The organism is Lysinibacillus sp. 2017, assembly GCF_003073375.1.
In the GTDB taxonomy this organism is placed as follows: Bacteria; Bacillota; Bacilli; order Bacillales_A; family Planococcaceae; genus Solibacillus.
Window position 1 is genome coordinate 145875 of record NZ_CP029002.1, and the last position, 22572, is coordinate 168446.

Below are 22572 nucleotides of genomic sequence, written 5' to 3' on the forward strand. Positions count from 1 at the left end.
ATTTGACGCTCGCGATTTTTAGTTTATGATAAAGTAGATAGATTTCCTGAAGGGAGTTATGAAAATGAACATTACGCAATTTTCAATTGAAGAGTTATTAGATCCAACTAATATTATTGAAGGTAAACGCTATGAGTTTTTACTAGATGTAGAAGTCGATGAAGAGGACGAGCTTTATTCAGAAGCTGGTTTAGAAATCCGTGCGATTGTCGGTGTCATCGAAGAAAACGTACGCATCATGAATTATTTCATTTTAGATAAAGCGACGAATGAGTATTTAGACTTTGCTTTAGAAGAAGACGAAGAAGCGACAATTTTAGCATTTTGCAAAGGACAATTATTCGCAGATTCACAAACAGAACCATCTGCAGAGTGAAAATAAGGACAGTGCCTCAAAATTTTTGAGCATTGTCCATTTTTTTATTTATTAAAAATTTTATTCGTCTTTATATTTGGACAAATAAAGAAGGGGAAATCCTGGAGAAAAAAGGTTTGTAACAAATTGTTTTTTGAAGGAATTTTCTAACTTAAAAACGGCTTATTAATCTATGGAAGAATTAATAAGCCGTTTATTCATTTATTTACCACGCAGCGATTGTACCGTCTGTTCTAGGCTCTGTACCGCCATACAATACGCCCGTTTTTTGATCACGCCAAATAATTTGACCACGTCCGAAAATGCCGCCGTCTACAGCCACATGAATGTCATGGCCTTTACGCTGAAGGGCTTGCACTAAATAATTCGGAAAATGCGGCTCGACTTCAATGCGTTTTTCACCCATCCATTGCCACCTCGGCATATCGAGTGCGGCTTGCGGATTTAAGTGGAAATCGACCGTACTCGTTACCACTTGGAAATGCCCTTGTGGTTGCATATAGCCACCCATCACACCAAATGGACCAACTGCCTGCCCATCCTTAGTTAGGAAGCCTGGAATAATTGTGTGATATGTGCGCTTTCCAGGTTGTAAGAAGTTCGGGTGACTTTCATCGAGTGAAAAATCATAGCCACGGTTTTGTAGAGAAATGCCGGTCTCTGGAATAACGATACCTGAACCGAAGCCCATGTAGTTACTTTGAATATATGACACCATATTCCCGTCCGAATCCGCCGTTGCTAAATACACCGTTCCTCCTTTAGGAATATCAAAGGGCTTTGGATCGAGCGCGGTGTCTCCAATTTCTGCGAATCGAGATTCACCATATTTAGATGATAAAAGTGTAGCGACATCGACTGGCATTTGCGCCTGCTCGGTTACAAATGCCTTGCCATCTGTATAAGCAAGCTTCATCGCTTCAATTTGTTGATGTAGCGTATCCGCGTCCTGCCATTTCGATTCGCCATGCTGGAAAATATTTAATGCCATTTGTGCAACAATGCCTTGTCCGTTCGGTGGAATTTCCCATACATCATAGCCTTTGTAATTCACTTTAATTGGGTCAACCCATTGTGGCTCATAGCTTGCTAGGTCCTCTTTTGTAATATAGCCGTCATATTTTTTCATGAAGGCATCAATTTTGTCAGCAAGTTCGCCTTTATAAAATGCATCGCCGGTAGTATCCGCGATCTTCCGTAATGTATCGGCATGTCCAGGAGAGCTCCAAACTTCACCGATTTCTGGCATCCGACCTTCGATTGAAAAGGTATCAAACCAGCTCTGGAACTCCTCTGTTGTGAAGGTTTTCTTATACTTTTTATAGGCATTTTTCCAATTTTGTCCGAGTGTCACGGAAATCGGATAGCCTTCTTCTGCATAAGAAATCGCCGGTGCTAGTACATCTGCTAATGGTAATTTCCCGAAACGTTTCGACAATGCGGCCCAGGCAGAAGGAGCTCCAGGAACTGTTACTGGAATGACACCATGCATAGGGATTTGATCGAAACCTCTTGCAGTTAGGGCATCTTTAGAAATGGATTTAGCGGACGGACCTGAAGCGTTTAAACCATATAGTTCGTCTTTCATCCATACAAGTGCAAAGGCATCACTGCCAATGCCATTCGATGTAGGTTCAACAACTGTTAGCGCAGCTGCTGTGGCAATTGCTGCATCCACCGCATTTCCGCCTTTTTTCAAAATATCTAGACCAGCCTGTGCGGCAAGTGGTTGCGATGTTGCGATCATCCCACGATTAGCAATCACCGTGTTCCGCTTACTTGGAAACGGATAATGTAAAAGATCCATATGAAAAATCCCCCTTTGTTTGTCTATCAAAATAAATGTCTATCATTATTTTAGTAATTCATCCACCCAACGCTGAACTTTTAAACCTTCTTCAAATGTTACAACGAATGCTTCTTCACCTTGAAGCGCTTTGCGACAAGCTTCAAGCATTGTTTCTGGGTTTTCTGTCTGTATAATTTCTAGTTCTGCTTCATAGGCCTTGCTCGTATAAACTTGTGACCAGTTACGTAGTGTTAATACCTTGTTCGTACCAAAAATTTTATAATCAATGCGTTCTTCTTGGCCAATGCCAGCAAGTCCATTAATGACCATGGGAATACCGCTCATAGTTTTCGCTAAAGCTGATATCCCTGTTTCACAAAGTACCGTATTTTCAGGATACGTTGTTTCGTGCGCAATAATTTTGATGTCCCCAAATAAGTGATGTGTCAGCTGTAAATAATGCGGGAAAATTTCACGAATGAAGCCGCCTTGCTCGCGTGAGGCAATCCACGGATTTTGCTGCCATTTGCGTGGCCATTCTGGGATGTAGGTATGCAGTTCAATACGTGTAATTTCTCCCATGTCCTCAGCTAATTCTTTCTTCAATTGATGCACCGCAGCTCCGTACATAAGTGGGAAATGCATGGCTGTTTTGACGTTCGCATTCTTCGCGACTTGTACCATCATTTCACCATCTGCCGCGTCATGTGCGAGTGGTTTTTCCGATAAAATAGGTAAGCCGTGCTTCGCAATTTCTTCAGCAAGCGGTGCATGACTAACAGGTGGTGTGCCGATGTAGACCCAGTCAGGCTTTCGTGCTAACAAGTCTTGCAAATTGTCTGTTGTGGGAATACTATATTTTGTCGCAAGCTGGTTCATACGTTCTTTATTTTCATCAAAAATTGCCGTAATTTCGTAGTGTTCATTTTGTAATGCTTGGTTAATAATGCGTTCACCAACAACGCCCGTGCCAATAATACCAATCGATGTTTTCGTCATAGTCATAAAAGCTCCTCAAAGTTAAGATTATTCTGATAGTTAGTGTAGCATATTTTGGAAAGCTAAAAAATGAGAACCTTGTAGTAGGCATATGTCGTTATAGTATGTAAAATTTATAATTGAGGCGTATTTTTTAGTTAAAAGGGAATAATTTAACAAGGAGTGATTCGAGATGAAGGTCATTATTATAGGTGGCGATGCAGCGGGGATGAGTGCGGCGATGGAAATCGTACGCAATAACAAAGCTGCCCAAATTCTTGTTTTAGAAAAAGGAGATATTTACTCATATGGGCAATGTGGTTTGCCGTATGTTATTAACGGCAAGGTGCCAAATGCGAACGAATTAATCGCACGTGATGTGGAGGAATTCCGTTCGAAATATGGTATTGATGCGCGCATTTTTCATAAAGTAATGCATATTGATACAAAGATACAAAAGGTAAGTGGCATAGATGTTATTAGCAAGGAGCCCTTTGAATTTTTATATGATAAATTACTAATTGCTACGGGTGCTTCTCCAACGATGCCACTTGTGGAAAATAGACAATTAAAAGGGATTCATCATGTGAAGTCCATTCCTGAAATGGATGCACTTGTGCAGGAATTACCGAACGCAAAGCATGCAACGGTCATTGGTGCAGGTTATATTGGGCTTGAGGTTGCCGAAACGCTTCGAGATCGAGGAATCAATGTACGTATTATTCAGCGTGCAAAACAACTCCTGGCACCACTTGATCCTGAGCTAGCACAGCTTGTTTATGATGAGGCAGTGAAACACGGCGTGGAAGTATTATTAGATGAAGAAATTTTAGGTTTTGAAGGCACGGATTTTGTAGAAGGCGTGCGAACAAAGCGCGGTATGTATGACACAGATCTTGTAATTGTCGCAACAGGTGTACGTCCGAATACGCAATTTGCGGAAGGCTTTGCAAAACTTGAAAACGGCGCTTTAATCGTCAATGAAAAAATGCAAACTTCTATTGAACATGTGTATGCAGCGGGAGATTGTGCATCGCATTATCACCGTGTGAAAAAAGAAATTGACTACTTGCCACTTGGTTCAACAGCCAATAAGCAAGGGCGCATTGCAGGTCTCAATATTGCCGGCTTTGATCACAAATTCCAGGGTATTGTCGGCACGTCCATTTTGAAATTCTTTGACTTACAAATTGGGCTGACGGGGTTAAACAATGCTGCAGCGGATAAGCTAAACACAGTCGTTGAGGCGCATGTGATGGAAGTAAATGATATTGCAAGCTATTATCCAAATGTAAGTCCGATGAAAATTCGTATACTTGTGGAGCAAAGTAGTCGTAAGCTGTTAGGCATGCAAGCGGTTGGAACGAATGGTGTAGATAAACGAATAGATGTTTTTGCGACGGCACTTTATAACCATATGACATTTGAAAGCTTACTCGACTTAGATTTAGCGTATGCACCGCCATTTAGTGGTGTATGGGATGCAATTATGCAAGCACCAAAACGTTACGGCCAAAAGTAAATAATAGAAAAACGACAAAAGTGCCATCTGATTAATTAAGAATCAGATGGCACTTTTGCTTGTGTTTATGAAAGAGGTGTTTAGTCAAATGGTTCAAAAATAGAAGAGTATTTTTCGTTCACGCATTCTAGTAGCTTAGACTTTCTACTAGGTGGAATAATGAGTAAAAGTAAATATTCATTTGAACTTGCTATTACTATAGCGCAAAAATTTGATGAAATTGCCGTTTTAATGAAAGTGTAATGCATATGTAAACTAATGAAAACCGCTCTAAATGTTGTTAAGTCAATGTTTGGAGCGGTTTTTTTCGAAATTACGCTGTCATGAGATGAAGTTTTGATAACAAAAATATGACATGTATAACAAAAGGGCTTAAAACTTAAGGTTTATGTAAGGTACACAGAAGTTTGCTGTAAGGTTCACTCGGTATAGTAAGAGTAACAACAAAACGAGGTGTTTAAAATGAGTACAATATTACAAGTGAAAGACGTTTCAAAAGTGTACGGCAAAGGTGCTACAACATTTGAAGCATTAAAAAATATATCATTTGAAATTGAAAAAGGGGAATTCGTTGGCGTCATGGGGCCTTCGGGTGCTGGGAAATCGACGTTACTGAACGTATTAGCAACAATCGATACCGCTACGTCAGGTGATATCATCATCGATCAGGCGAATATCGCGAAGATGAAAGAAGAGCAGCTTGCTGATTTCCGTCGTGATCACTTAGGTTTCATCTTCCAAGACTATAACCTACTAGATTCACTAACTGTTCGCGAAAATATCGTGCTTCCACTTGCCATTGCAAAAGTGAAGCCAGCTGATATTAAAACACGTGTTGAAAAAATTGCATCCCAATTTGGCATTCACGAGTTACTGAATAAATATCCATATCAAATTTCAGGGGGGCAAAAACAACGTACCGCCGCATCAAGAGCGCTCGTTACAGAGCCAAAAATGATTTTCGCTGATGAGCCGACTGGAGCCCTCGACTCAAAGTCAGCTACAGATTTACTGGAAAGCTTAAGTGTCTTAAATGAAAAACAACAATCTACTATTATGATGGTCACACATGACGCGTATGCCGCAAGCTTTTGCCAACGTATTTTGTTAATCAAAGATGGTATTACGTATAAGGAATTATTCCGAGGTATGAAAACTAGAAAGCAGTTTTTTCAATTTATTTTAGAGGAGCTAGCAGTAATGGACGGTGATATGCATGACGTTATTTGATTTAGCCGTAAAAAATATTCGTCGTAACATGAAAAGCTATTCGCTTTATATCGGATCAATGGTGTTTAGTATCCTCATTTACTTTACGTTCGTCACACTGAAATTTAGTGATGAGATGTTTACTGAAGCGAGCAGCTCGACATTAGTTAGTACGTTAATGAATATTTCGTCGGTCATGCTCATTATTTTTGTCGCCATCTTCATCGCTTATTCAAATTCATTTTTCATGAAAAAACGTAAAAAAGAAATGGGCCTCTATTCATTACTCGGTGTACGTAAAAAACAAATCGGTTTTCTACTCTTTTTTGAAAATATGATGATTGGCTTGTTTTCATTAGTAGTCGGAATTATTTTAGGATTCTTTGCTTCAAAAGGATTGCTTGCAATTTTAATCAAACTAATGGGACTTGAACTAGTTTCGAGCTTTACATTATCTGGCGCAGCGGTTCGCCAAACATTACTTGTGTTTATCGTGATTTTCTTATTCACATCGCTGCAAGGCTATTATGTGATTTATAAATTTAAGTTAATTGATTTATTTCATGCCGAGAAAAAAGGCGAGGATTTACCAAAGGCCAAATTCATTACAGCGCTACTCGGCGTATTATTCATCGGAGCCGGCTATTATTTAGCTGCACAAGATATTATTACGTCAAAAGCCTGGATGGCGCTTGGGATTTTAACAACGCCACTGATTATTGTGCTGCTTGTTGTGGTAGGTACTTATTTATTATTCCATAGCGTAACGGTATTCGTTTTATCGAAATTAAAAAATAACGAACGCTGGGCATGGCGCGGCCTCAATTTAATGACCGTTTCACAAATGCTATACCGTATCCGTGGAAATGCGAAAACTTTAACATTAATTGCCATTTTGAGTGCAACGACAATTACTGCAGGTGGAGCTGTGTTTGGTCTTTATTACAATATTGGAAAAGATACACAAAAATATGCACCAAATACGTTGATGTGGCAAGGAAATGCTATAGATATACAGTCTGATGCAATAATATACAACGAGTCTTTGATGGTTAAAAATGAAGATCTAACTATATTCAAAAACGAGTATAATTATTCATTTGTAACATTATCTCAATATAATAATATAGCTTCATTGCAGGGGAAAGAAGTCCTATCGTTATCGGGAAATAATGTGTACGTCATCGATGCGTATTATGATGAGCGTTTTTCTCGGGCGTACACGGGTGAAGAAATGTTAGTCGGTGAAGAGAAGTACATGGTGAAAGACTTTACATCGGATGCCATTTTTAATACACCAGCCATGTTCGTAACCGTTGTTGTAGCGGATGAAGTTTTTGAAAAGCTAGAAGGCGAGCAACAAGTGTATCAGCTTGTTGAAATGGAAGATGAAAAAAATCAACTTGCTGTTTCAAAACAAATCGAATCGCAACTTGACGAAAATTCAAGCTTCTCTAGTTATCCAGAAACGTATCATGCAAGTGTGCAATCATTTGGTGCGCTATTGTTCGCTGGTAGCTTCTTGGGATTAGTATTTTTAATGGCAATGGGTAGTATCATTTACTTCAAAATGATCACCGAAGCTGAAGAAGATCGCAGCAAGTATGAAATTTTATATAAAGTGGGCGTAAACAACAAAGAGATGAAGAAAACAATCCGTGCCCAAGTCGGCTTAATCTTCGGGATTCCGTTAATTGTCGGGATTGTACACAGTATGTTCGCATTAAAGGCATTCTCAATGCTGCTAAGTTTAGATATTGTCGTGCCTGTTGTGATTTGGATTGTTGTGTATTCACTCATTTACGCGATTTACTATGTACTAACTGTCTCTTATTTCAATAAAACGATTCGTCAAAAAATATAATGCAGGGGAAAAAGAATGAAGAAAATATTTATCATGTGTGGAATTTTAATCGTGTTAGTGATTGGCGCATTAGCAGTACTTGCAACAATGGACTTTAATCGCTTAGGAAAAGACAACTTATATGTTCAAATTACAGCAGATGGTGACGAAGAACGTTACGTGACAAGTAACGGCGTAGTTAACTACACTTACTGGTACACACAAACAGCGTATGATGAAGAGGGGGAAGATGTCGACGTGAAATTCTCTGCGCAAAAAAACTTGCGCCATGATGCGTATTTAAAACTCTATGTAAAGGAAGGGAACGAAGTAAGTTCTTATGATGAAGTTCAGTTTGATGAGCTGCCAACTAAGGTGAAAGATAAGTTTCGAGAGTAGGTAATATAACTACTAGAATAGATGGAGAAATTGAAAGTCATAGAGAACGTTCGAATGAATTTGCGTATTGGGATTTGTTACGGAGGACTGTATCATAAGTAAGTGCGGTTTATAATAAAGAGAGTTTAGACAGTCTAACATACTAAGTTAGGCTGTTTTTTTATAACAAAAAGGAAATCGAACTCATCCAATCTCCTGAAGCGTATGCTATTAGTTGTATAGATATGGTAAATTAAGATAAAGATTAGATAAATCGGAATATAAATTTCAGAAAGGTGTAAGGTGATGAATATAGAGCAGCAACTTCATCAAGCTTTGTTAGAAATCAGAAGGTTACAACAAGAAAATTTATATTTAAAGCAACTACTTAAGCGGCAACAGTTTAAAGCAAACGAAACATTAGTATCGGTTAAGCCAATTAATATAAATGAACAAACAAAAGAAACAATTCTTCGAAAAAGAGTGCAGATTTTCAAAAGTTTATTTCGAGGGAGAGATGATGTCTATGCTGTTCGGTGGCAATCAAAGAATCTCAAATCTGGCTATACACCTGCCTGTGCATTGGAGTGGCAGCCACCGTTGTGTCAAAAACCAACTATAAAATGTTCGCAATGTCAGGTGAGACAGCTCATGCCTCTTACGGATGAAGTGATTTATCGACATCTTGCAGGTGAGGTCACTATCGGTCTATACCCTTTGTTAAAGGATGAGACATGCTGGTTTTTAGCGGTAGATTTTGATAAGAGAGATTGGCAAAAAGATATACAAGCATTCGTAGAAACGTGCCAAAGAATGAATATCCCTGTTAGTATCGAGCGTTCGAGGTCTGGCAATGGGGGGCATGTGTGGATCTTTTTTAGTGAACCTGTTTCAGCAAAGGTAGCTCGTCAATTAGGAAATTTTTTGTTATCAGAAACGCTATCTAATCGATATGAACTTGGAATGGATTCTTATGATCGGCTCTTTCCGAATCAGGATACTTTACCAAAGGGAGGCTTCGGAAATTTAATCGCACTTCCTTTACAACGAGGACCTCGTATGCAAGGAAATAGTGTATTTATAGATGAAGATTTTAATCCGTATGAAGATCAATGGGGTTACCTACAGGAAGTTCGTAAATTAGATTTAAGTAGTGTGAAAAAAATAGTAAGAGTACCTTCTCAGCAGAAGCAGATTATACAAATAGAAAACAAGGAAAATAATCCTGTAGAAAAGCTCCCATTAACTCTGAAGATAATAGAAAAAAATGGACTCCATTTAAATAAACATGAAATTCCTTCACACATAATGCATGAGCTTTTAAAATTATCTTCATTAAAGAATCCAGAATTTTTCAAAGCACAGGCTAAACGTTTAAGTACACATGGAATTCCTAAAAATATAAATTGTCACGAAGAAACAGCGGACTTTATTATTATCCCTCGCGGATGTAAGGAAGCGTTAATAAAGGTAATAGAAAATAAAGGAATTGAGCCTTTATTTGATGACCAAACACAAATAGGTAAAGCAATAACAGCTAATTTTAAAGGGGTTTTAACATCAGAGCAACAAATAGCGGTAGAAAAGCTTTTAGATTATCCAATCGGGATTTTATCGGCTGCTACCGGTTTTGGTAAAACAGTGATTGCTGCAGCCCTGATAGCGCAAAGAAAAGTAAATACGTTAATTGTTGTTCATCGAAAGCAATTAATGGAGCAGTGGAAAGAACGTCTTAATACTTTTATAGATAAAGGAACATTGATCGGACAGATTGGCGGAGGGAAAAATAAACAGACATTTACTATTGATATAGTTACCATTCAAAGTTTAAATTATCGCGGGGAAATAAAAGATGACCTGACAAAGTATGGTCAGATTATTGTAGATGAATGTCATCATATTTCGGCAGTAAGCTTTGAGAAAGTAATGAAAAAAGTAGAAGCTAAATATGTTTGTGGTTTAACCGCTACACCAATGAGAAAAGACGGCTTACATCCAATTATGATGATGCAATTAGGTCCAATTCGTTATAAGGTCACAGCTAAGTCCAATGCAAAGCAACATTTATTTGAACAAATTTTACATCCTCGTTATACGAATTTTAAGTGTTCCATGCCAAATGATACGAAGCAAATCCAAGAAATTTATAAAGAAATAGTGCATGATTCTGCAAGAAATTATTTGATTTTTGATGATGTTTTAAAAGCTTTAAACGAGGGAGCTGCTCCGTTGATTTTGACTGAAAGATTAGAACATGTGAAAATTTTAGAAACGATGTTTAAAAATTTTGTAAAAAATATTATCGTGCTAACTGGCGGTATGAAATCTAAGGAACAGCTAGAGAAATTAGATGCACTGCAAAACCCAAATATGAATGAGGAACAACTTATTATTGCAACAGGTAAATATATAGGCGAAGGCTTTGATAATGCTAGATTAGATACATTATTTTTAGTAATGCCCTTATCATGGAAAGGAACGCTGCAACAGTATGTCGGAAGGTTACATCGAGCACATGATAATAAATCGGTAGTGAAAGTATATGATTACATTGATCAAAACGTACCCATGCTTCAAAAGATGTTTGATAAGAGATTAAAGGCATATCAGTCGATGGGGTATAAAGTGGTTGGTGAAAAAAATAGTAACTTATCAAGTACAGAGCAAATAAAATTATTTTAACTCTAAATTACAAACGTTCTATAGACAAGATAAAATTAACATATAATATGATAAGTGATAAACCTTCATCTATAAAGGAGATGAAACGGTGCTTGAACAAATTGATATAAAAAAGCAGCAGTTAGATGCAAAACGTCCACTTCCAAAATATACAGTCCAAAGTCTACGAGAAAAGTTATTTTTAGAATGGACGTACAACTCAAATGCAATTGAAGGCAATACCTTAACGATCAATGAAACAAAAGTTGTACTTGAAGGCATAACAGTAGGCGGGAAAACGATGCGAGAGCATTTAGAGGTCATCAATCACCGAGATGCTATTTCATATGTTGAAGATATTGTTCATAAAGAAGAGTCTTTTTCCGATTGGCAAATTAAAAATTTACATCGTCTCATATTAAAAGGGATTGATGATAACTATGCAGGTGTGTATCGAGACCAGCAAGTGTTTATTTCAGGTGCTGTTCATACACCGCCACCACCATTTAAGATTCAGGAACATATGGATTCGTTAATGAGTTGGTATGACGGGGAAGCACAGTGCTTACATCCGATTGTTCGTAGTGTGATGCTACATGCTATTTTTGTTAGCATTCATCCTTTTATTGATGGAAACGGTCGTACTTCAAGATTATTATTGAACTTAGAGTTAATGAAATCTGGGTACCCATCAATTATTATTCGTGTAGAAAATCGCTTAGCCTATTACAACGCATTAGATAAAGCACATACAACGAAAGACTATGACGATTTTGTAGAGCTTGTAGCGAAAGAAGTAGAGGCTTCTCTAGATTTATATTTAAGTGCAATATAAAAAACGCATTTATCCATGGCTAAATGCGCAAATACATACAAACGGCCATATCATTGGCGTAGCGGATGGCAGTATGTAATTAGTCGCGTCCCTGAAATCGATGGTTTCTTTGGGGCTTCTAGTATCGAGCGTTTTGCTGCGGAACGAGGAATTGAAGCACAGTCTGCGGCATTTAAAGCCATCCAGAAATAATGAGGAAATTAGAATAAAAATACATGTTCACCCTAGCCATTATTATGTCGCTAGGGTGAATTTTTTATATTTTTAAGCTTATGGAAATTTAAATTGGGAGAAATAAGTTCAGTTAAAAACTTCTTTAGAACTAGAAAAGGCAATTCGTTTAATCCAACGTAACAGTAAAGCTAAAGCCTTCCTTCAGCTCCATATTCCTTGAAGTGAAAGGAGCAAAGGTTGATAAGGTGAACGATTTTACTTCATCGAGTTTTTTAACTTCATTTGGCGCTAAGAGATAGAAAAGATAACCTTCATCTGTTGCTACTTCTCCTAAGTTCACAGCCACCTCGTCAGCAAAATTATTATCCGTAGCAATGGGAGGAATATCTGGAGCAATTGTTAGCACAGTTTGGCTAGGATAAAAGAATAGTGCAGGGTCCAAAGTTGCGGGAAGTTCCATAGCTATATGTATTTTCACATAGCCAATTTTCCCTTCATTATTTTCAAGATCTGGATAGTAATCATATGCATCTGAAACTAAAAAAGCCCCATACTCGACAGAAGAGACGTTTAACCCGAAATCTTCATACGTTTCTTTTAAATCGAGTTTGTCCCTTGAATAAAATACCTCAAATTCCCCATAGTCATTTTCATAATTGTTCAAAACAGATGTGGAAGTGCCAGTTGAACTTTTTCCCTCAGCATTGATAGAAGGTGCATTAGTAGTATTTGAAACAGGTTTTTTATAGGATGTGTCGTCGCTACAACCTATTAAAAGAATGCTCACCGCTAAAATAAAACAGCAAGTAATTTTGTTCAATCATTTCTACCCCTTTCATTACGAAACCGTATTTTTTTATACGCAAACAATTATATATATTTAAATCTTATAGAATTTATTCGTATATCTAAAAATTGGATGTATTGAAATTGATAAAAATAGTGAAATTCAATCCAAATATTACTAATTGAGACTGATGATTGTAGTATAAATAATTCTAAAGTCCAACAAAGATTAAATAAGTAGTTCAAAAGATTAGATATATAGTGCGTTTTAATATAGTATTTCAAGAGTAATTCTATATTTTATATAGAAATGATTTTAGGAGGTACTTATGAAAATTTTTTCACCTATTATTCGTCTATTAAATAAGATGAAGTATTCTCAAAAATTTTTGATTATTGGGTTTATATTATTGGTCCCTTTATTTTGGGTTAGTTTATCTTACCTAGGTACGATGCGAGATGAAACGAATCAGATTGAGAAACGTGTGGAAGGCGCCGAATATAACTTAGCATTAAAAGATGTCTTGCAATATGCGCAGCAAACACGAGGGTTAAATGTTACGTTATTAACAGGTGACGAATCTGTTAAAGGGACGTTAGAGGAAACAGTAGAGAAAGTCGATCAGGCATTTGAAAAAATTCAAACATTAGAACCTGAGATGAAGTATGACTTTGAAACGAAAGAAAACCTAGAAGCTATTCAAACAAAATGGACTGACTTGCAGCAAACAAAATGGAAGAATTCAAAAGATATTCTTTCGCAATATGCCGCTTTAACATCGGATATTTTGAGTTTAATGTCAGATGTGGCGAATAACTCTGAACTATTATTATCAGATTCAAAAGAAAACTTTAATTTGATTTATAATGCATCGATTGAGTTACCAAATTTAACAGAGCAATTTGGACAAATGCGCGCATTAGGCGTGAGTATTATTAATAGTGGTGCTGTTAGGAAAGCACAATTAGAAGAAATGAATGCCATCTATTTCCCCGTGCAAGAAGAGATTCAGAACTTGAAGCAAACAATGGCAATTTCATTCAATGATGCAGGTATAGCGTCTTCTTTACAAACACCCTATACAGTCTTACTAGAAAGCTCAGATATCTATTTAACAGCTATCCATGATTTAGGAAAGGGTAAATCTTCGGCGACAGAGTTTTACGATTTAGCGACAACGTCAATCAATGATAACTTTGAGTTTTATACAACAAGTCTTGAGACAGTGGCATCTACGCTACAGCAACAGTTCGATGACTTACAACAGAAGAAGATTATTATTTTCATCGTAATTTCTGTAATCTTTATCGTGGCACTTCTTCTTTTTGTTAGCTTATTTTTAGCGATTCGACAAACGATAAAATTATTAGAAGAAGGAACAACTGAGGTTGCAAATGGCAATTTAGGAGTGAAGGTCGCCTTACATACAAATGACGAGATGAAAAACGTTGAAACGGCATTTAACAAAATGACCGTACAGCTAAATGAGCTTGTTCAACAAATTTCAACAAGTGCTGAACATGTTGCGGCTTCGAGTGAAGAGTTAAATGCGAGTGCAGAAGAAGCGACAGCATCTGTTGAGCATGCAACCACGGCGGTCAACCAAATGGCGAAAGATACAGATGTACAAGTAGTAAGTTTAACGGAAAGTACACAGGCCATGAATGAAATGGTCGTTGGTATTGAACGAATTGCTGAAAATAGTGTGCGTATTTCTGCATTAACAAATGAAACAACAGGCTATGCAAAGGACGGGAACACAACCGTTGAAAAAGCATTTAATCAAATGGAAATAATTAAACAGACTGTGCTTGAATCAAGTCAAAAAGTGAATGAATTAAACAAACAGTCAGCAGAAATTGATTCTATTGTAAATGTCATTACAGGTATTGCGGATCAAACAAACTTACTTGCGCTAAATGCTGCCATCGAAGCGGCTCGTGCAGGTGAACACGGAAAGGGATTTGCCGTGGTAGCAGATGAAGTCCGTAAATTGGCGGAACAATCTCGTGATTCTGCTACGCAAATAGCTGAACTCATCCATTCGATTCAAACAGATACAACGCACTCTGTACAAATGATGGGTCATGTAACAGATAATGTAGAAATAGGTATAAAAGTAACGGAAGAAACGGCTTATAAATTTGGTCATATTTTAGACAGTATGCAGATGCTAAATCCTCAAATGGAGGAAATTTCATCTACTGCGACACAGTTCTCTGCTCAATCCGAGCAAGTGGCTGCAGCAATGCAACAGCTTTTAGCAATGGCTAGACAAGCGAGCGAAGCAACCGAAGAAATTGCCACTTCATCTGAAGAGCAACTAGCGGTTATGGAAGAGGTATCCTCTTCTGCGAACGCCTTATCTGAAATGGCTGAATCCCTACAACGATTAGTTACAAAATTTAAGTTGTAATCTTCAAATTAACTAATAGGATTTAAAAAATATACCACCTAAGAAGTTGTTATGACAACGGTTTAGGTGGTTTTATAATGTCTAGTTATTAGGAAAGAAACGTTTCATATATCTAATACACGACTAACTGCATCATAATGCTTTTGACTATGAAACATAACGTGATATTTTAGTTCTTGCCTTAGTATTTCCTATTAAATCTCTACCCGCACAACGGTCCCTGAACCCTCTACGCTATTAATGGTTACCTCGCCACCATGCGCCACAATAATATCACGCGCAATCGCAGTGCCAAGTCCTGTGCCACGTATATTTTCGGTATTCGAACCACGGTAATAACGTTCAAATACATTCGCTAATACTTCCGTGTTCATGCCGCGCCCGTTATCACGAATCTCGATTGTGGCATGATTATTTTCAGTTACTTTTAACAGGACTGTCACGACCGTATTATCATCATTATGAATGAACGCATTGACGATAAAGTTGAGTAGCGCACGCTTCATTAAATGCTCATCAAGTTTCAACACAAGCTCGGGTGCAGTACTTTCAAATATCACTTCCCGCATACTAAACTGTGGGTCGTTCAATACATCAATAACTAAATCCCGTAGTAGCTTTTCAACACGTACATTCGCTAATTGTAGCGGCATTTCTTGCTGGCGCAGCTTCATCGTTAAATTGAAATCATCAATGAGTTCCCGCATATAAATCGATTTTCGTTCAATCACTTGGGCATATTCCATGCGCTCAGCGTCGGTTACAGCTGAATCATTTAAAAGCTCCGCATAGCCCTGAATGGAAGCGAGTGGCGTTTTCATATCATGTGACACATTACTAATCCACTCATTGCGTATTTGCTCAAGCTTTTTACGCTCGGCTTCCTGCTTACCAAGCTCTGTCGAAACGTCTTGTAAATTCGTAAACACCTGCTTATAAATACCAGGGCGTTTTACTTTACGTAAGTGAAAATCACGATTTTTCAGCTGTTGAATCCCGTCTATCATTGCATACAGAGGCTTCGTCAACAACGAGCCAAACATCAGCCCCGCAATGAGCGCTATGATTAAATCAACAATGACAATATACAATAAGTATTTTGAAATCATTTGTAGCACCGTATAGCCTTTTAGTGTAAACGTGTGACGAGAAACTTCCGGGTCCACAATGCCAAGTATATAGCTGTACTGTTCAAAATTACTGACATAAATGGTCGTCATCCCATCGAACTCCTGGTATTTATAGTGCTGAATCATATCGATTGGACGGTAATGAGTTGGTGCTTCTTCTGGTGAAAAGTATTCGGCTACTTCGCTTCCGTTTTCATCCAAAATTTGCATCCAGGCATTGCGATTTTTCAGCGCGGTTAACCCGGCTTCTGAGACGATGGGTACTTGGTTGTCTAGTGATATATACTGCTTAAAATCGGTTGTAAATACTTCGGCTTTTTCGTCGTTTGCCCCTCCGACACTACTTGTTGCCTCTTTATATAAAATGACGAACAGCAGCAGCACGTTGACAACAATGACAATGAACACAATCGTTAAAATGGTCATTAAAAAGCGATTCGTCAATTTCCATTTCATACTCCTTAGCCTCCGTTAAACGATGAATTTGTAGCCTAAGCCTTTCACCGTCGTAATGAACGTCGGCTTCGAAGGATCGTTTTCAACCTTTTCACGTAGGCGACGAATATGCACCATCAGTGTATTATCCGATCCAAAAAATTCTTCATGCCATGCGCGCTCAAACAAAGTTTCCTTACTTAAAATGCGATTCGGATTACGCATAAAGCAGGCCATTAATCCGACTTCTTTCGCGGTTAACTCAAGCAGCTGCCCGTCCTTTTTTATTTCCGTTTCGTCGGCATTCATTTCAAAGGGGCCGCATACAATAGCATTGTCTACAGGCGCGGCTACGTTTTGTGTAAATCCAAGACGACGTAGCTGTGCCTTCACGCGGAATGCGACTTCTTTTGGACTAAACGGCTTCGTAATATAATCATCGCCACCAATGGCAAGTCCTAAAATTTTATCGACCTCATCGGACTTTGCGGATAAAAACAACACGGGAATATGGGAGATTTCACGGATTCTCCGACATAGCTCGTAACCATCACCATCTGGCAGCATTACATCTAGCAGAGCGATTGTTGGGTCAAACTGTTCGAAAGTATGCCAACCTTCTTCGACTGAGCTCGCCATTTCAATATCCGTAAAGCCTTCTTTTTTTAGCGCGGCTTTCATTAAATTGCGTAAATCCGCCTCATCATCAACGATTAAAATTCGCGGTTGCTCCAAAAAAACCCCGTCCTTTCACTTGTTTATTACGATTCATTATAAAGGAAGTGGAAAAGTTTTACCTTTGTTAAAAAAATCACAACAAAATGGGTCTCTAAAAATTGTATAATAAAGGAAGAAGGTATTTTGCGTTTTAAATTTTCAAATATGGCAATGAAATTAACGAAGTTTTTCACTTCTTAATAATATAGAAAAAGAAAAGAGGACTTTCGATGTTAAATGAACAATATCCATCTATGATAGAGGAAAATAATGAATCCGTAGAAACAATCTATCCAGAGGAGCCAACCGTACAAGCGGTAGAAACATTATTCGTTAATGAGTTTACAGATGGTGTGCTAAATCCGAACGCGCCGATGCTCGGACCTCTAAAAGACGGCGGTACGATTATTGCCAACACGGCTCCAGGTTGCTGGGGGCCTATGATTACACCTGCTATTCGTGGGGGTCATGAAGTAACAACGCCTGTATTTGTAGAAGGTGCAGAAGTAGGCGATGCACTTGTGATTCAAATTAAATCGATTCAAGTAACATCGATTGCTACTTCTTCAGGTACAGATGAAGCGCAAAGTGATCGTTTTATCGGCGATCCGTTCGTTAAGGTGAAATGCCCAGGTTGCGGGAAATTACATCCACAAACGATCGTACAAGGTATCGGCCAAGAAGCAATAAAATGTGCAACATGTGGTACAGATACCACGCCGTTTAAATTATCAAACGGTTATACGATGACGTTTAATCCGAAAGGGGAAATCGGCTTAACAGTTGGTAAAGAAGCAGCCCGCCGCATTGCGCAAAATGCGAAAAGCTTTATGCGTACACCTGAAAAATCGATTCAAAATCCTGCTACGGCTTTCGCACCTAGTGATTTAATCGGGCTGATGGCCAGAATGCGTCCATTTGTAGGACAGCTTGGGACAACACCGTCAAAAGCAATGCCTGATTCGCATAATGCAGGGGACTTCGGAACGTTCTTAATTGGAGCACCGCATGAATTTACAATGACAGAGGACGAATTAGACATTCACCGTACAGATGGTCATATGGACATTAGCCGAGTGCGTGAAGGGGCTGTCCTTATTTGCCCAGTAAAAGTCCCAGGTGGTGGTGTGTATGTAGGCGATATGCACGCAATGCAAGGCGATGGTGAGATTGCGGGTCACACAACAGATGTGTCAGGAATTATTCAGCTACAAGTAAGTGTACTTAAAAAAGTGACAATTGAAGGACCGATTTTATTACCAAATGTTGAGGATTTACCTTACACTGCGAAACCATTTACAAAAGAAGAAAAACGCATTGCACGCGATTTAGCAGAAGAATATGGCGTGAAGCAAATAGAAGATAGCTTCCCATTATCGATTGTAGGCAGTGGTGCCAATTTAAATGGCGCGACAGATAATGCATTAGAGCGCGCGGCAAAATTATTTGATCTACCTGTTGAGGAAGTTAAAAACCGTGCAACGATTACTGGCTCTATCGAAATTGGACGTCATCCAGGTGTTGTAACCGCGACGATGCAAATGCCAAAATCACTCTTGAAAAAAGCACGAATCTTCAAGCCAATTAAACGTCAATATGATTGTTAAGACGTTTTTATGTGCTACTTTTCGGGAATAATAATCTAAGAGAAAAGTAGAAGGGATGATGTTATGCAACCATTAATCAAAAAGATTGAAGCGATTGTCATCTCCATTAGTGTGAAGTCTGGTATCGGCTTACTTGAAACAATCAGTGAACGTGATGATCATAAATCCGCCGTGTTTCGAATTACGGCTAAAACACCTCTTATGACAAAGGAGGGGCATCAAATTGGTGCTTCTGCCATTCCTGTAAAGGGGAAAATCATTGCATTTGTTGATTCGAGAGAGCCTTTACCTATGGTGCATCCACCGCAAATTGAGCCGTTACTTGTCATTTTCAATCAATACGGTAAAAAGGGTGAAGTTTCCGTTGGCGCATTTGATAAAACGCTTTATAGTGAACAACTAAAATTAAAGCTACATGTGAATGATTCAACAGAAATAGTCAATTTACAAGGGAAACGTATCGACGTCAGTAGTTTAGTTGGAAAATTATTATTCGTCTTTTACGAGGTAACAACGAGAAGTATGCCAACCCAAACAAACCCAACAAAAATCATCGCAACGGATATTTTACAAACCGAATAATAAGGAAGCATATCGATTTCTTTTTCATTCCAATAGTAAAAGAAAGAAGGTATGCTTTTTTAAATGCAACTTTACTCGATATAAAAGTATGAAATCCTATTTTCACCAGCTTCAAATCTTTGGTATATTTTTAAATAGAGAAAAAGGGAAATGATTGAAGGGGGAATTTGAGTGTTGCTTTTCTTTGATGAGCAGCTCTTTCAACGTACGAATGGACATACTGGGGAGAAACTAGAAAAAGCGTTGGACGAACATTTTCAACATGCACTACAGGAACAAACGATATGGGGACAAGCGCTAAATAGTGCAGAATTTTTAATCGAACAAGACCGGGCTGAACGATTTTGCTTTCAATTACTCAAAAATTATTGGGGGAAAGTGAATTTGTTTTTTTACGATTCTTTTCATGAAGCCAATTTTAATATCGAAACGGCGAACGAAAAAATCCAGCACTTTTTTGATAATCCACAAAATAAACAACCGCTCTTTCAATTTTTACAAGTTCACGGGGAAGTACAGTTTGCTCAAGTCGTTGAATTTATTTTTTCGAAGCCGATCAGTGCACCGATAACACCAACAGGGCTCGATAAAATTAGTGTTTATAAAGTAAACGATCGCTTTTTAATCCAGCCAATTTATTCAGAGCATACGGCATTTTGGGAAACGATTTATGCGAAAAAAATGTATTCCCTATTTTTACAGCAGTCACTGCAAAAAATGGATCGGCCTGTTGAGCTAATGCAAATTTTTAAAAGACAGCTAAAAAGTGAAGTAAGCATAAACCGCGCGGCAACGATTTTACATAAGCTTATTCAGCACATAGATTACGAAAATCCGCGCTCTTACGCATTAAAACAGCTACATTTACTCAATGTTTGTACGCATTTTACGAGTGGACGAAGACATATGTTGAAGCTAAGAAAATGCATTCAAACACTGCAACGAAGCTGGTCAACGGGGAATTTCGCGTTAAATGACAAAGAACATACGTTACTTGGGTATATGCTCTTTCAAGAGGCCATCTTCAAAAAGGATTATGAGCATATTATTGAACATGGTATGTACTTGATTGAGGGTGAGCGCTTGAATGACCATGCCATTGAGCTTGTTGTCGAATATGAAGATGTGCTCAGTAGTATGAATCCACAGCCGAGTGCGCTTGTAAAAAATTATCGCGCAAATTATTTGGAACATGTTTTTTACGTGTTAATCGATACACTCGTCAAGCAAGAACAGCTTTCTAAAGCGTTTGAACTGATGAAAGATTACGAACTTGCGACGTGTACGGTACTATTTAAATTGTTAAATTCGCACAATTTGGAAGAAGAACTTCATAAAATTGAAGCGACCGTTCAACAAGATATTGCCGTGTTAGTGGACGGCTCCGCCCAAATTATTCGCGAATCGCTTGCGACGTGGCAAGACAATTATTTAGCTAAAAAAGGCCCGTACTATGCCATTGCAGAAATGACGTCACAGCATATTTGTAATTTATTGAAAATACTATTCCACGAAGAAGAAGATCTTTTAGTAGAAAAGTTATTATACGTTTATAAAAAATATCTTTTCATCCCATCACATTTGCATCATTTCCGACAGTTTATTGAACAACGAATTACGATACCGGTATAAATTAAAAAAGATCGGTTTAGGTGTGATTTTTCTTACAGCTAAAAACAGTCGCCTTCTATTAAAATTTTAATTATAGAAGGAGTGAAAACGATGATTAAAGGATTTTTATTAAGTTGTGTAGGTATAGTGCTTTCTGTAATAGCAGGTGTAGGAATTTATTCTGCATTCGTATCAGTAGGATGATAAGTTAGAAAAGGTGTACCAAACAATTACGTGAATTGTTTTGATACACCTTTTTATTTTGCATTTATTTTAAAATGAAGTCTTTTGATAGCTGCTCGATTTGTTCAGGGGAGTAGCCGTACTGCGATAAAATTTCCTCTGTATGTGCCCCCATTTTAGCCCCAACAAATTGATAATTTGGCTCAACACCGTCAAATTTTAAAGCGGTGCCGATTTGACGTTGCATCGTGCCGTCTGGTTTTGGTACGTCGACGAGCATATTGCGTGCCATGATTTGCGGATGTTCACAGGCTTCATCAAATGTCAGTACCGGTTCCACACAACCATGGAAATCCTCGTTGAAAATTTCTAGCCATTGCTCAAATGTTTTCGAACAAAATGCATCCTTTACCGCTTCTTTAAAGCGTTGCTGTGTATAGGCAGAATCATTAAAGGTACTATCGATTAACTCTGGAATCCCGAGCGCCTCACAAAGTAATTTTCGGAACTGTGGCTCTAAGCTGCCCACCGAAAAATAGCGGCCATCTTTTGTGCGGTAATAATCATAAAATGTCCCGCCATTTAAAATCTCCTCCTCGGGTTGAGGAGGGCGCCCACTGCCAAAATACTGTGAACCGTACAGCGCATTCATCGCAAACATGGCGTCTGTCATCGAAACATCGATAAATTTACCTTCACCTGTTTTTTCGCGGTGTAATGCAGCCGCAAGCACCCCAACTGCTGCATGCATTGTCCCACCTGCAATATCTGCAATTTGAATGCCCATCGCTACTGGCTTTTTATCCTTTAAACGTGAATGATCGAGTACCCCGCCAACGGATAAATAGTTGTTATCATGACCTGGTCGATTTGCATAAGGACCCGTTTGCCCATAACCTGTGATCGCGCAGTAAATAAGGCGCGGATTAAGCTCACGCAAAGTTTCATAGTCAATGCCAAGACGTTTCATCACACCTGGACGGAATCCTTCAATGACAATGTCATAATCGGCAACTAATTTTTTTACAATATCAATTCCTTCGGGTGTTTTTAAGTTCAACTTGAGCGATTTTTTTGAGCGATTTAAATGCTGATGGATGTAAGATTCACGATCCTCATCATATGGAGGCATGATACGCATCAAATCCACACGTCGCTCCGATTCAATATGGATAACCTCTGCACCTAAATCGGCAAACATCATCGTCGCAAAAGGCCCTGGTAATAGTGAACAAAAGTCGAGTATTTTTAAACCGTTTAAAATTGTCATGACCGTATCCCCCTTTAAATCAATCAATTTATATAACTGTAGTAATACAGATTTAATACTTCTTTAACA

At 38.3% G+C, this 22572-nt stretch carries 17 protein-coding genes and 1 pseudogene; 12 read left to right on the top strand and 6 right to left on the bottom strand.

From position 1 onward, the window contains the following. Positions 1-64: 64 nt before the first annotated feature. Positions 65-376 carry a DUF6509 family protein gene (locus tag DCE79_RS00695; RefSeq protein ID WP_108711247.1) on the top strand — a complete coding sequence of 104 codons (312 nt, stop codon included), beginning with the start codon at positions 65-67 and terminating at the stop codon, positions 374-376. A 205-nt stretch (positions 377-581) separates the two neighbouring features. Here the strand turns inward: DCE79_RS00695 and DCE79_RS00700 are convergent, their stop codons facing one another. Then, positions 582-2183, bottom strand: coding sequence for a gamma-glutamyltransferase family protein (locus tag DCE79_RS00700; RefSeq protein ID WP_108711248.1), 1602 nt, complete (start codon positions 2181-2183; stop codon positions 582-584). Positions 2184-2228: 45 nt separating this feature from the next. After that, positions 2229-3164: a Gfo/Idh/MocA family protein gene (locus DCE79_RS00705; protein ID WP_108711249.1), complete on the bottom strand. Its 936-nt coding sequence runs from the start codon at positions 3162-3164 to the stop codon at positions 2229-2231. Between the two features lie 172 nt (positions 3165-3336). Between DCE79_RS00705 and DCE79_RS00710 the strand changes: the two genes are divergently transcribed. From DCE79_RS00710 to DCE79_RS00740, 7 genes and pseudogenes are all read left to right on the top strand, one after another. Continuing rightward, on the top strand, positions 3337-4665 hold the full coding sequence (locus DCE79_RS00710) for an FAD-dependent oxidoreductase (RefSeq protein ID WP_108711250.1): 1329 nt from the start codon (positions 3337-3339) through the stop codon (positions 4663-4665). A gap of 462 nt (positions 4666-5127) precedes the next feature. Then, the gene (locus DCE79_RS00715) at positions 5128-5895 is read left to right on the top strand and encodes an ABC transporter ATP-binding protein (protein WP_108711251.1); all 768 of its coding nucleotides are present in this window, start codon (positions 5128-5130) and stop codon (positions 5893-5895) included. Further along, positions 5882-7738, top strand: coding sequence for an ABC transporter permease (locus DCE79_RS00720; protein ID WP_108711252.1), 1857 nt, complete (start codon positions 5882-5884; stop codon positions 7736-7738). Before DCE79_RS00715 ends, DCE79_RS00720 begins: the two co-directional genes overlap by 14 nt. Before the next feature lie 15 nt (positions 7739-7753). Further along, entirely contained in the window at positions 7754-8116 is a 363-nt protein-coding gene (locus tag DCE79_RS00725) for a YxeA family protein (RefSeq protein WP_108711253.1), read from the top strand. Between the two features lie 285 nt (positions 8117-8401). Continuing rightward, positions 8402-10777, top strand: a complete 2376-nt coding sequence (locus DCE79_RS00730; RefSeq protein WP_108711254.1) for a TOTE conflict system archaeo-eukaryotic primase domain-containing protein — start codon at positions 8402-8404, stop codon at positions 10775-10777. An 88-nt stretch (positions 10778-10865) separates the two neighbouring features. Beyond that, positions 10866-11591, top strand: a complete 726-nt coding sequence (locus DCE79_RS00735) for a Fic family protein (protein ID WP_108711255.1) — start codon at positions 10866-10868, stop codon at positions 11589-11591. Positions 11592-11663: 72 nt separating this feature from the next. Then, positions 11664-11783: pseudogene (locus DCE79_RS00740) on the top strand (phosphoenolpyruvate hydrolase family protein); the annotation flags it as partial. 148 nt (positions 11784-11931) lie between these two features. Here the strand turns inward: DCE79_RS00740 and DCE79_RS00745 are convergent. Then, entirely contained in the window at positions 11932-12585 is a 654-nt protein-coding gene (locus DCE79_RS00745; RefSeq protein WP_108711256.1) for a hypothetical protein, read from the bottom strand. A gap of 295 nt (positions 12586-12880) precedes the next feature. Between DCE79_RS00745 and DCE79_RS00750 the strand changes: the two genes are divergently transcribed. Then, positions 12881-14968, top strand: coding sequence for a methyl-accepting chemotaxis protein (locus DCE79_RS00750; RefSeq protein ID WP_108711257.1), 2088 nt, complete (start codon positions 12881-12883; stop codon positions 14966-14968). A 194-nt stretch (positions 14969-15162) separates the two neighbouring features. On the opposite strand, the gene DCE79_RS00755 is transcribed toward DCE79_RS00750, so the two are convergent. Continuing rightward, complete coding sequence (locus DCE79_RS00755; RefSeq protein WP_108711258.1) at positions 15163-16554, bottom strand: sensor histidine kinase; 1392 nt, start codon at positions 16552-16554, stop codon at positions 15163-15165. A 15-nt stretch (positions 16555-16569) separates the two neighbouring features. Then, positions 16570-17268, bottom strand: a complete 699-nt coding sequence (locus DCE79_RS00760) for a response regulator transcription factor (protein WP_108711259.1) — start codon at positions 17266-17268, stop codon at positions 16570-16572. A 236-nt stretch (positions 17269-17504) separates the two neighbouring features. Here DCE79_RS00760 and DCE79_RS00765 point away from each other — a divergent pair, with 236 nt between their 5' ends. From DCE79_RS00765 to DCE79_RS00775, 3 genes are all read left to right on the top strand, one after another. Further along, the gene (locus DCE79_RS00765; protein ID WP_168214708.1) at positions 17505-18857 is read left to right on the top strand and encodes an acetamidase/formamidase family protein; all 1353 of its coding nucleotides are present in this window, start codon (positions 17505-17507) and stop codon (positions 18855-18857) included. Positions 18858-18920: 63 nt separating this feature from the next. Beyond that, positions 18921-19439 (top strand): hypothetical protein, encoded by a 519-nt coding sequence (locus DCE79_RS00770; protein ID WP_108711261.1) that lies wholly within the window; start codon positions 18921-18923, stop codon positions 19437-19439. Positions 19440-19610: 171 nt separating this feature from the next. Then, entirely contained in the window at positions 19611-21071 is a 1461-nt protein-coding gene (locus DCE79_RS00775) for a Fe-S-cluster redox enzyme (RefSeq protein ID WP_108711262.1), read from the top strand. A gap of 247 nt (positions 21072-21318) precedes the next feature. Here the strand turns inward: DCE79_RS00775 and DCE79_RS00780 are convergent, their stop codons facing one another. Continuing rightward, entirely contained in the window at positions 21319-22503 is a 1185-nt protein-coding gene (locus DCE79_RS00780; RefSeq protein ID WP_108711263.1) for a CaiB/BaiF CoA transferase family protein, read from the bottom strand. Positions 22504-22572: the final 69 nt, after the last annotated feature.

What these genes read in the sequence shown, in the direction of transcription:
- DCE79_RS00695 (WP_108711247.1), top strand. Translation starts at nt 65, where the DNA reads ATGAACATTACGCAATTTTCAATTGAAGAGTTATTAGATCCAACTAAT.
- DCE79_RS00700 (WP_108711248.1), bottom strand. Translation starts at nt 2,183, where the DNA reads ATGGATCTTTTACATTATCCGTTTCCAAGTAAGCGGAACACGGTGATT.
- DCE79_RS00705 (WP_108711249.1), bottom strand. Translation starts at nt 3,164, where the DNA reads ATGACGAAAACATCGATTGGTATTATTGGCACGGGCGTTGTTGGTGAA.
- DCE79_RS00710 (WP_108711250.1), top strand. Translation starts at nt 3,337, where the DNA reads ATGAAGGTCATTATTATAGGTGGCGATGCAGCGGGGATGAGTGCGGCG.
- DCE79_RS00715 (WP_108711251.1), top strand. Translation starts at nt 5,128, where the DNA reads ATGAGTACAATATTACAAGTGAAAGACGTTTCAAAAGTGTACGGCAAA.
- DCE79_RS00720 (WP_108711252.1), top strand. Translation starts at nt 5,882, where the DNA reads ATGACGTTATTTGATTTAGCCGTAAAAAATATTCGTCGTAACATGAAA.
- DCE79_RS00725 (WP_108711253.1), top strand. Translation starts at nt 7,754, where the DNA reads ATGAAGAAAATATTTATCATGTGTGGAATTTTAATCGTGTTAGTGATT.
- DCE79_RS00730 (WP_108711254.1), top strand. Translation starts at nt 8,402, where the DNA reads ATGAATATAGAGCAGCAACTTCATCAAGCTTTGTTAGAAATCAGAAGG.
- DCE79_RS00750 (WP_108711257.1), top strand. Translation starts at nt 12,881, where the DNA reads ATGAAAATTTTTTCACCTATTATTCGTCTATTAAATAAGATGAAGTAT.
- DCE79_RS00755 (WP_108711258.1), bottom strand. Translation starts at nt 16,554, where the DNA reads ATGAAATGGAAATTGACGAATCGCTTTTTAATGACCATTTTAACGATT.
- DCE79_RS00765 (WP_168214708.1), top strand. Translation starts at nt 17,505, where the DNA reads ATGATAGAGGAAAATAATGAATCCGTAGAAACAATCTATCCAGAGGAG.
- DCE79_RS00770 (WP_108711261.1), top strand. Translation starts at nt 18,921, where the DNA reads ATGCAACCATTAATCAAAAAGATTGAAGCGATTGTCATCTCCATTAGT.
- DCE79_RS00780 (WP_108711263.1), bottom strand. Translation starts at nt 22,503, where the DNA reads ATGACAATTTTAAACGGTTTAAAAATACTCGACTTTTGTTCACTATTA.